This is a genomic window from Streptomyces sp. NPDC024632, assembly GCF_055559175.1.
Genome location: NZ_JBVHLD010000019.1, coordinates 195,972 through 203,542 on the forward strand (window position 1 = coordinate 195,972; position 7,571 = coordinate 203,542).

The window sequence follows — 7,571 nt, forward strand, 5'->3', positions numbered from 1 at the left end:
CCTCCATGAGAATCCAACAACAAAGAAGACTACACCGGGAGAGAAGCGGCGACCCACCCCCCCCCCCCCCCCCCCCCCCTACCTCCCCCCCCCCCCCCCCCCCCCTCCCTCGTTCCCCCCCCCCCCCCCCCCCCCCCCCCCCCCCCCCCCGGTACGCCCGGCATGGGCGATCGATTGGACGAGCCCCCATGCGGGGGAAAGCGGTAATGATCGCGTCTTTGAGTCTGACTGGGGCCGGCCTTGCCGGCACCGGCTGACAAGGTCAGGCGGCCGCGCACACCGTTCCGTTGACTCGGAAGCCGTACGGCACGACGTTGCTTGTGCGATAGGCGGCGGTGAATCCGATGTCAACGGCGCCGCCGGGTGCCAGGGTGGCGTTGTATCCGGCGTCCCGTGCCGTGACGGTCTGGCCAATTTGGGTCAGTACGCCGTTCCACGCGTTGTCGATCCGCTGGTCACCGCCGAAGACCCAGGTCGCGCCCCAGTCACTGGTGACGGTGTAGGCGGCGGATCAAGGTCGGGGCCCGGTACGCGGGATGGTTCCCAGAAGGTGTCTGCGGTTGGTCCGCCCACGACCCAACCCTGTCAGTCCGTCACGAACATACCTTCGGGGAAGAACGTGCCCCCGACGGGAACGTCGACCTCGAAGAGCTCGTTCGTGGACAGGACGAATCGCAGACGTTCGTTGTCGCCGCAGTGTCGGGATGAGTGGCCCAGCAGCAGGAAGTGCTCGTGGGGCCTGAACTCGAACTCGCCCTTGGCCGGGATGACGACCTTGTCCAGGATGACCTGCTGCAAGCCCGGTGAGCAGTCCAGGCTGATCTACGCGATCCGCGAGTACCGGGGCCGCAAGGACGAACCGAAGGGCTTCGGCTGGAAGGACTACCGCGACCTGGTCATCCGTGCCCACACCCAGCTCGGCGGCCTGATCGTCCTGGTGTGGGACAACTTGCGCATGCACCTGGTCGCACTCCTGCGGGCGTTCTTCGAAGCCGACACCGCCTGGCTCTCCGTGTTCCAGCTACCGACATACGCTTCCGGGCCTCAACCCGCAGGAGGGCGTCTGGTCACTGGTCACACGCGACATCGGCAACCTCGACGCCGCCGACCTCAGCCAGATCACCCGCGCGGTGAAACGCAAGCTCAAGATGCTGCAGTACCGACCGGAGGTCATCGATGGCTGCCTGACGGGCACCGGCCTGAACTTGTCGGGGTAATCGTCAGAAGTAGCCGAAGAAGCGATTCCACCAGGTGGGCCGCTGGATGTGCGGGTGCAGTCGGCTCGGCCCGTCGTAGTCGCTCTCCAGCAGTTCCTCGGGAACCACGACGTAGCCGAGCTCTTCCAGCGCCCGGTTGACCCTGGCGAGGTCAGCACCGTCCAGCTCACCCTCAGCCTGCGCGTCGTCCGTCCCGAGGAAGGCACCAGGATTGTCCGCGCACACCAGCGCCAGTGAGCCGAACTGGCTCACACAGACGACGATCCGGGTCCCGCACACAGTCGCGTCCCCGGGCACGTGAATACGTCCGTACTCGCTGGAGTCCTGATTCTCCTGCCCGGCCACGGTCGTGCAGTGAGCTGCGAAGTCACCTTCGAGTCGGTCTACCAGCTGACCGAAGCGCACGGCGATCTCGCGACGGTCGAAGTCCCGCGGCCACTCCAGCCACTCAGGATCATCCAGCTCACGTAGCAACACCAGCAGATCCGCGTTGTTCTCGGTCATGCACTCATCCTGCCGCGACGCCTCCCCGGGAGCCAGCGTGGGCAACGCGATGCACACAGCTCCCCGACAACACCCGTTCAGGTTCAATAGCCCAGGGACCGAATCGCGGTCGCGCATACTCCCGTTTCTTCGCCGGTCTCGCGGACCGCCGCATGCTGCGGGGTTTCGCCGGGCTCGATGCGTCCGGCGGGGAACTGCCACAGCAACGTGCCCTCCGGAACCGTGCGGCGCACCAGGAGCACGCACCCGTCATGAAGGATCACGGCGGCGGCGACCGATGGCTCGTGCCCAGGGCGCAGACCCGCAGCGGTGGTGTGTGTCCCGGTCATGGTGAACCGGCGGCAGTGGTGAGGAGACGGCTGGTGGCGCCGTGGCAGCGTGCAGGCATCGAGGCGATCCTCCCGTAGTCGTTTGGGTGGGGATGGCCGCGCCGCGTGGGCGGCGCGGCCATCGGTTACCGGCCGACGTGACGCCGCCGGCTAGTGGGGGTGGCTATCCCTGGACCGGTTTGACGCTGCCGGTAGTTGGGGGGCCAATGTCGGAGCGTGCTCCGGGCGGTAACCCGATACGGAACAGACGCAACTGCACGACGTGGTCCTTCGGGTGCGATGGAGCTGGCACGGTTGTGGGTGTGCCGGGCTCATTGGGCCAGGAAGCTTGCTGGCGGTGGTGATGCCGAGCTCTGGCAGTTGGGTCTGCCGCACGATTGGGTGACATCTTGACCTGACCTGTCAGCCAAACGTGCAGCAGACCCCGAAGGCCACCTCACGGTCGTCCGTGGCGACTGACAGCTGACCCTTGCGCGCCGCCCACCGGCCGATTCCCGGCCACCTGATGGGCTATTGCGGCAAGGCGCTTGCTGCGCGCCCCTCATCGGCTTCCCGTATGTGCGCCAACTGCCTTCGCTTGGTCGAGTCCCTCGACCGCTTCCGGCAGCGGGTACCTGAGCTGGACCTGCCCGAATCGGAACCCTGCCACGGCGACACCCACCTGTGGACCGTCAAAGGCCAGACGAACCCGGTCACAGGACACCTTCGCGACGGACTCGTCGGGACCTCCTGGCCCCAGCGCCGCCATTTCGACGTCTTCGGCGGGCCCGCCCGCGCCCTGCGCGCGGGCGACGCCTACCGCCTGTCGGGCTGCGCGCACACGCACGCACTACGTCGAGGCTGCAACCGATCGCAATTTCTATTGTTGCGAATGGTATTCCCACCTCGTTTGGTGAATTCCGATGGTGGGGCGGGTGCAGTCTCTTCTGTGTCCGCCCCGCAAGTGCCGCTACTTGCAGTTGCTCAGAATTGAATCGACATCCGGGATGCTGACCCCGAATGTGATTCCGATTTTAGCGATCGAACGCTTGTTGCTCCGACGATGAGGCGAGCGGCATTTTTTACACCCCACGGTCCCCGAATCGCGCGCTTGATTTTTAGGATCTTGGCGGCGGGCAGCCACAGTGATGCTACGACAAGGCCATGGCGCTGGCGCACTTGAGGATTTTCCAAGCTTTGCGCATTTTGCCAAGGCAGGACTGACCGTTGAGATCATACATCGTCAGCGGATTGGCAGGATATCTGTAGCGATTCGGCGAGCCGTCGGCGACCGGATCATTTTACAGGAATCGTCCAGATGCCGGATCGTAGGGGCGTACCCGGAAGAACCCGTGATGACGTCCAGATCGCCGTCAATGCCGTGGATGGAAACTCGCAATATACCCCTGCCGCCGTTCGCTATGGCTGGCTCGGGGGCGAACAACGTAGGTCTTGATACTCGGGAAGCGGCCGTATGACCTTCGGTACGCGGGCATCTCCTGCTGGCTGGCCTCCGGTGTTGATCCTGCCAAGTGGGCCCGAAGGGCCGGGCAGCCAGGTCATGTTCAGCTGCTGCGCCACGTTCCTTGCTGGAGCGCAGGACTACGCCGACGGTCGCATCGAGGAATCGATGCGGCTCTGGGGGCAGATGGCGGAGACCGTCGGCGGCGGGCCTTGGGCGGCCCGGTCCGGAAATAGACCGGGACAGCTGGTCAGAGGGGGGAAACCAGGGGGAGATGTCGGGAGAACACCGGGCGCCGTACACCGACGGCGCTGAGGACACCAAGGTGGCGCCCGACCTGGCGAAAGGCCAGGTCAGGCGCCATATTTGAGGAGTCTAGAAGAAGCCGAGCTTCTTCGGGGAGTACGAGACGAGGAGGTTCTTGGTCTGCTGGTGGTACAGGCAGCTGTGGCCTGTGACCTGCGGGAACGAGCGTCTTACCGGGGGAGTGGGCGTGATTGGCCCGCGTCTGGTCCGGATCTTGGAAGCCGCAAGGGCCACGGGGCCGAGCGGTCGCCGACGGCGCCGGTGCTGCTCGTCGCTAATCCCGCTCATGCCGATCCGTGTCGTGAGAGGTCGCTTTGGATAATGTCGCGGCACGCGGCAGCTCGCCGCGACATGATGCCGGGGGACATGCGCGTCGGAGATCTGCGGTTTGAGTTCAGGCGCGCCGCATGCTGCGGCGACTTGCTTGTCAGATGTCGCGGAAGAAACCGGTCGGTGCCGTGACCTGCCATGTCTGGGCGCTGAGCGGTTCTGACCTGAGTAGATGATCTTTCATGTCTTTCGCGATCATGTCCGTTGATGCTGCCGAAAGTCCCAGAGATGTCCCTGGCACCCCCCTACTTCTGGGGACAGCGGTGGGGCACCTCATCGTGCTACCTCGTGATCGTCATCTCGTTCGTACCCGGCGATACAGTCAGTGACTGTTCATCTGGTCGTGGCGGCCAGGGCCGCGGTGACGGTGGCGGCGCGAGCGATGGCGGCGAGCATGCGGGCGCCGTCGAGGCGGGCGGTGATGCCGGGGGCCGCCCAAGCCCGGAGTGTGTCCAGCCAGTCCTGCGCATCGTCCTGCGTAGGGTGGGCCTGAGAGAGCGAATCGCGGTGCCTGGTGTGGGGAGTTGGTCCACGACCTCGCCGTGATCGCGGTGCCCGCCGGCCGGGTCCCCGAGGCCGTCGCCGACTGCGGCGCCGCGGGCGTCCAGGGCCTGGTGGTGGTCGCCGCCGGATACTCCGAGACCGGCGAAGAAGGCAGGGCGCGCCAGCGCGAGCTGGTCCGGCAGGCCAGGAGCCACGGCATGCGGGTGATCGGCCCGAACGCCTTCGGCGTCCTCAACACCGCCGCCGGGGTCCGGCTCAACGCCTCCCTGTCGCCCGAGATGCCGCGCAGCGGACGCCTCGGCCTGTTCACCCAGTCCGGCTCGATCGGCATCGCCCTGCTCTCCGGACTGCACCGCCGCGGCGCGGGCCCCTCCTCCTTCGTCTCCGCGGGCAACCGCGCCGACGTCTCGGGCAACGACCTCCTCCAGTAGGGCCTCCGGGGCGGATCGGAACGGCCAGTAACGGGAGCGGTCAGCTGGCGGTGACCTGGTTCCGAACGCGGCCGGAGGCGGGGAGCTCCTGCAGGTCTGGGGTGTGGTTGTAGAGGGTGCCGGGGCTGACGCCGAGGATCATGGCGATTGAGGTGATCGACTGCTTGGGGTTGGGGCAGCAGCGTGCGGGCGGCTTGGATGATCTCGGGGGTGGCGATGGTGGGCCCGGCTGCCGACCCGGCTGCGGGCGCGGGCGGCGTCCAGGCCTTCGCGGCTACTGGAGACGATCAGTTCGCGGATGAACTCGGCGAGGGCAGCGAAGACGTGGAAGACGAGCCGGCCGCCGGGGGTGATGGTGTCCAGGCGCTCGTGCAGCGAGCAGAAGCCGATCTCGCGGCACCGCAGTTCACCGACTGTGTCGACCAGATTCTTGAACAAGCGGCCGTAGCGGTCAAGGGGGGAACCACCAGGGTGTCGTCGGCAGCGAGGAAGGCGTGGCAGGCCTTGAGCTCGACCTCGCTCGCGGCGACCTTGCGGCGGCCGACCTAGTACTCCAGCAGCGGATCGTGTCCTGAGCTTGCCCTACCTTCCAAGCGCGGGTCTGAGACGGTCATTCGTAAGATCGTCGGACCCGGGGGTTCAGGGTATGGCTGTGAGCTTGTCGCCGCCTGATGGCTCAAAGAACTTGGCCGCCCGGAGCCCCGCGACGACTCGACCGCTAATTGGGATACGCAACTCGATCGCTGTGTAGGACAACGTCGGCGAGGTCGTCTGCTGGGCTTCTGTGTGTGATGACGAGCTGGCGGAGGTGACCGTGCCCGAGATCTGGGCCAGCGTGGACATCGGCAAGGAACATCACCACTGCGTGGTGATCGACGCGCAAGGCGAGCGCCTTCTGTCGCGGCGGGTCCTAAACGACGAGTCCGCTCTGCTGGAGCTGATCGGCGACATCCTCGCGGTCTCCGAGGACGCGTTGTGGGCAGTGGACATCAACCACGGTGGGGCCGCGCTGCTCATCGGCCTGCGGTCGGCTCGGGGCTGCGGCCCTCGGCCTGGAAGGACCTTGACGCGCAGCGCGTCGTTGACCCTGGTCACGGTGCCGTCGTCGTGCCACCAGGTGAAGTACCAGTACACCTTCGGCCACGGCGGAAAATCGTTGGGGAAGTAGCGCCACTGGCAGCCGGTCCCAGCCACGTACAAGATCGCGTACACGATCTGCTGACGCGGGTGCTTCTCCCGCCGCCCACCCCTGACACCCGTCCGCGGCGCCGGCAGCAACGGCTCGATGAGAGACCACTGCTCGTCGGTCAGATCAGACGGGTAACCCTGCCTCGCACGGCTCACACCCTGCCCAACGAGCCACCCGAACAGCCGACACGCCAGATCTCAAACGCGCTCTGAAGCGCGCACGGCAGGCTCTCCGATGGGGCGGGATTCTCTGCATCTCTGGCGTGAAGAGGGACTCGGGCGGAAAGGTGCGGGCGCTCACACCGGGGCGTGCGGGGGGAAGAGAGCGCTCCCTTATTCCACTCTTTGCTTCTGACTGCGCCTCATGCTGCTCCCGGTATGATTCATCTGTGTTTTCTGTCCCTGAGAGTCGGGCACCAACCAGGAAAATCATCCTTCATAGGTCAGTCGGAATGATGTGCCCAACTCTTCGGCTGGGGATTAGATGGACCGTCCCGGTAGAAAGAACATGGCTCTGCGCGGCCTGCTCAGGGAAGCAGATCTCACCTCAGAGGAACTGGCGAGGGCGGTCAACCAGTTGGGCCGTCTCCAGGGCATGAAACTGACGTACGACCGGACCACTGTCGCGCACTGGCTGACCGGGTCCCGGCCCCGTCAGGGGGTTTCCGTCCTGGTGGCACAGGTTCTCAGTCGGCATGTGCGGCGACTGGTCCATCCCGCGGATACGGGACTTGAGAAGGACGCTTCCAGCCACGACCTGCGATCGAGCTCCGTTTCGGCCGACAACAATAGCAACCCCGTCGACGCGCTGCTGCACTTGTGCCGTACCGAGGCGGATGCTCTGGGATTCACCATACTCACACGCACTCTATACCGGCTTCCCGAAAAGTCGGTTGAGGCCTGGCCGGAGCAGTTGACGGTGCTGCCGTCCAGCCTGCCGCACGAAGTCCGCAAGGCCCGTGAGGATGACGTTCGGCTGCTGACTGATCTGAGCATGTTGTCCGCTCAATTGGACGAGGAGTACGGCGGGGGTCGCCTGCGGTCCGCGCTGGCTGTCTCTTTGAGAGATGAATGTGGTCTCCTCCTATCCGTGGCTCCAGCCGATGCCCGCTACAAGGCCCTTTTCGGAGCCGGTGCCCGGATGACCCATAATCTGGCCCAGATGCATGTCGACATGGAGTGCCACGGATCTGCGCAGCTTTACCACCGTGTCGCCCTCGGTTTGGCTAGTACGGCAGCTGTAGATCGTGATCATGGTTGAGCTGCTGCTTGTCTCAGGTAGTGGCTGTCGCGGGCGCGAGCTTGGTGGCGTCGTCGCCAG

At 65.7% G+C, this 7,571-nt stretch carries 5 protein-coding genes and 5 pseudogenes; 4 read left to right on the top strand and 6 right to left on the bottom strand.

Translation table 11 applies throughout. The annotated features are described in order from the left end of the window. Positions 1 to 262 precede the first annotated feature (262 nt). Together ACZ37P_RS32025 and ACZ37P_RS32030 are read right to left on the bottom strand one after the other, a co-directional pair. Positions 263 to 487: pseudogene (locus ACZ37P_RS32025) on the bottom strand (cellulose binding domain-containing protein); the annotation flags it as partial. Between the two features lie 98 nt (positions 488 to 585). After that, positions 586 to 798: a hypothetical protein gene (locus ACZ37P_RS32030; RefSeq protein ID WP_467349849.1), complete on the bottom strand. Its 213-nt coding sequence runs from the start codon at positions 796 to 798 to the stop codon at positions 586 to 588. Here ACZ37P_RS32030 and ACZ37P_RS32035 point away from each other — a divergent pair. After that, positions 785 to 1,217, top strand: a pseudogene (locus ACZ37P_RS32035) (transposase); the annotation flags it as partial. The gene ACZ37P_RS32030 and the pseudogene ACZ37P_RS32035 overlap by 14 nt on opposite strands. Positions 1,218 to 1,220: 3 nt before the next feature. Here ACZ37P_RS32035 and ACZ37P_RS32040 read toward each other — a convergent pair. Continuing rightward, positions 1,221 to 1,721, bottom strand: a complete 501-nt coding sequence (locus ACZ37P_RS32040; protein ID WP_467349851.1) for a hypothetical protein — start codon at positions 1,719 to 1,721, stop codon at positions 1,221 to 1,223. An 83-nt stretch (positions 1,722 to 1,804) separates the two neighbouring features. Beyond that, the gene (locus ACZ37P_RS32045) at positions 1,805 to 2,050 is read right to left on the bottom strand and encodes an NUDIX hydrolase (RefSeq protein WP_391047895.1); all 246 of its coding nucleotides are present in this window, start codon (positions 2,048 to 2,050) and stop codon (positions 1,805 to 1,807) included. 2,610 nt (positions 2,051 to 4,660) lie between these two features. Between ACZ37P_RS32045 and ACZ37P_RS32050 the strand changes: the two are divergent. Further along, a pseudogene (locus tag ACZ37P_RS32050) lies at positions 4,661 to 5,059 on the top strand (CoA-binding protein); the annotation flags it as partial. A 141-nt stretch (positions 5,060 to 5,200) separates the two neighbouring features. Here ACZ37P_RS32050 and ACZ37P_RS32055 read toward each other — a convergent pair. Next, on the bottom strand, positions 5,201 to 5,500 hold the full coding sequence (locus tag ACZ37P_RS32055) for a recombinase family protein (protein ID WP_467349853.1): 300 nt from the start codon (positions 5,498 to 5,500) through the stop codon (positions 5,201 to 5,203). Positions 5,501 to 5,876: 376 nt separating this feature from the next. Between ACZ37P_RS32055 and ACZ37P_RS32060 the strand changes: the two are divergent. After that, positions 5,877 to 6,095, top strand: a pseudogene (locus tag ACZ37P_RS32060) (IS110 family transposase); the annotation flags it as partial. Between the two features lie 110 nt (positions 6,096 to 6,205). Here ACZ37P_RS32060 and ACZ37P_RS32065 read toward each other — a convergent pair. Continuing rightward, a pseudogene (locus tag ACZ37P_RS32065) lies at positions 6,206 to 6,406 on the bottom strand (transposase); the annotation flags it as partial. A gap of 352 nt (positions 6,407 to 6,758) precedes the next feature. Here ACZ37P_RS32065 and ACZ37P_RS32070 point away from each other — a divergent pair. After that, complete coding sequence (locus tag ACZ37P_RS32070; RefSeq protein WP_467349855.1) at positions 6,759 to 7,511, top strand: hypothetical protein; 753 nt, start codon at positions 6,759 to 6,761, stop codon at positions 7,509 to 7,511. The last annotated feature ends 60 nt before the right edge of the window (positions 7,512 to 7,571 follow it).

Excerpts from the sequence above, each read along its gene's own strand:
- ACZ37P_RS32070 (WP_467349855.1), top strand. The coding sequence starts at position 6,759 with ATGGCTCTGCGCGGCCTGCTCAGGGAAGCAGATCTCACCTCAGAGGAA.
- ACZ37P_RS32045 (WP_391047895.1), bottom strand. The coding sequence starts at position 2,050 with ATGACCGGGACACACACCACCGCTGCGGGTCTGCGCCCTGGGCACGAG.
- ACZ37P_RS32040 (WP_467349851.1), bottom strand. The coding sequence starts at position 1,721 with ATGACCGAGAACAACGCGGATCTGCTGGTGTTGCTACGTGAGCTGGAT.